This window comes from Streptomyces sp. NRRL WC-3549, from assembly GCF_000721935.1.
Taxonomy (GTDB): domain Bacteria; phylum Actinomycetota; class Actinomycetes; order Streptomycetales; family Streptomycetaceae; genus Streptomyces.
This window is the reverse complement of the sequence record NZ_KL585414.1, coordinates 65,334-66,767: the sequence shown is the minus strand read 5'-3', so window position 1 is coordinate 66,767 and position 1,434 is coordinate 65,334. Positions and strand designations below refer to the sequence as shown.

The window sequence follows — 1,434 nt, the reverse complement described above, 5'->3', positions numbered from 1 at the left end:
GGTTCTGTCCGGCGGATCACTGGCGGAGCCAGAGTCGGATCGCTGCGGCGGTGACGGTGCCGTGGAAGACGTAGGCCCGTTTGTCATAACGGGTCGCGACCGCGCGGGAGTTCTTGAGCCGGTTGATGGTCCGCTCGACCTCGTTGCGGCGCCGGTAGTGGTCGCGGTCGAAGCCGGCTGGCCTGCCGCCCCCTCTACCTTTGCGGCGGCGGTTGGCCCGCTGGTCCTTCGGTTCCGGGATCGTGTGCCGGATGTGGCGTCTTCGCAGGTAGCGGCGGTTTCGGCGAGAGCTGTATGCCTTGTCGCCGCTGACGTGGTCCGGCCGGGTCCGGGGCCGTCCGCCCAGCGGCCGGGGAACCCGGATCCGGTCCAGGACCTCGACCATCTGCGGGGCGTCGCCCCACTGGCCCGGCGTGAGCAGGAGGGCCATGGGGCGGCAGCCGCCTTCGCCGGCGAGGTGGATCTTGCTGGTCAAACCGCCCCGGGACCGTCCGAGTCCCTCGTCGGGTCGGTGGTGCCGGGGCGTCGTCCTTTTTTCGGGATTCGCGGACGGGCTTTGCGTGCGCCAGCCGCGTGCTGGTGGGCCCGGCAGGACGTCGAGTCGATGCCGACCATCGACCAGTCGATCCGCCCTGCAAGGTCGGCCTCGGCCTGGACCGCGTTCAGGATCCGGTCCCAGGTGCCGTCCGCGGACCAGCGGCGATGCCGTTCATAGACGGTCTTCCACGAGCCGTAACGTTCTGGCAGGTCACGCCAGGGAACACCGGTCCGAATCCGGAACAGGATGCCGTTGACCACGATGCGGTGGTCGTTCCACCGGCCACCCCGGCCACCCAGAGGTGGCAGATGCGGCTCCAGTAACGACCACTCGCGATTCGTCAGATCCCCCCGACCCATGCCCAAACCAACGAGCGACCGATCAGAAGGTCACATGATCCGCCGGACAGTGCCTAACGGACGAGTGTCCAGGATCACGGGGAAACTTCAAGCGGGTCCTACCCCTCACGAACGTCGTCCGGCCTGGCTTCACACCGGACGGTGCCGGGACGGTGGGAGAGTTCCAACGCCGTTGCCACGGTGGCTGTCGGTCATTTCGACGCTTGTCCTGACGCTCCGTCACCGCGGATCGGACGCTGCAGGACGAGCGCCGGTCAGCCTGACGCTGTGCCGACGCGGGCTGCAGTCGCGTATGCCGACAGAAGTGGCTGAGCGGACGCGCAGGCCGCGCTTCCCGGCAGCAGCGACGTAGGCGAAGGCTCGCCCGCCGGGGGTCCGGCGAGCGCGGGGATCAGGGGCGCGCGGCGCCGGCAGCAGGTTTCACCGTCCGGCCGCTGTGGCCGGGCGACACGGGCGAGGGCGCCCCATCTCCGAGGGGATCGCCGTTGTGAAGGCCGATCATGCCGATGGCGGTGAGTGCCGCGGCGACGGCGGCTG

Annotated in this window: 1 protein-coding gene; it reads right to left on the bottom strand. The window is 69.7% G+C overall.

From position 1 onward, the window contains the following. Positions 1-16: 16 nt before the first annotated feature. Positions 17-897 (bottom strand): IS5 family transposase gene (locus IH13_RS42570; protein WP_110085032.1). Its coding sequence is split into 2 segments (ribosomal slippage): positions 17-537 and positions 537-897, totalling 882 coding nucleotides; the frame shifts between segments, so codons are not numbered across the junction. Between the last annotated feature and the right edge of the window lie 537 nt (positions 898-1,434).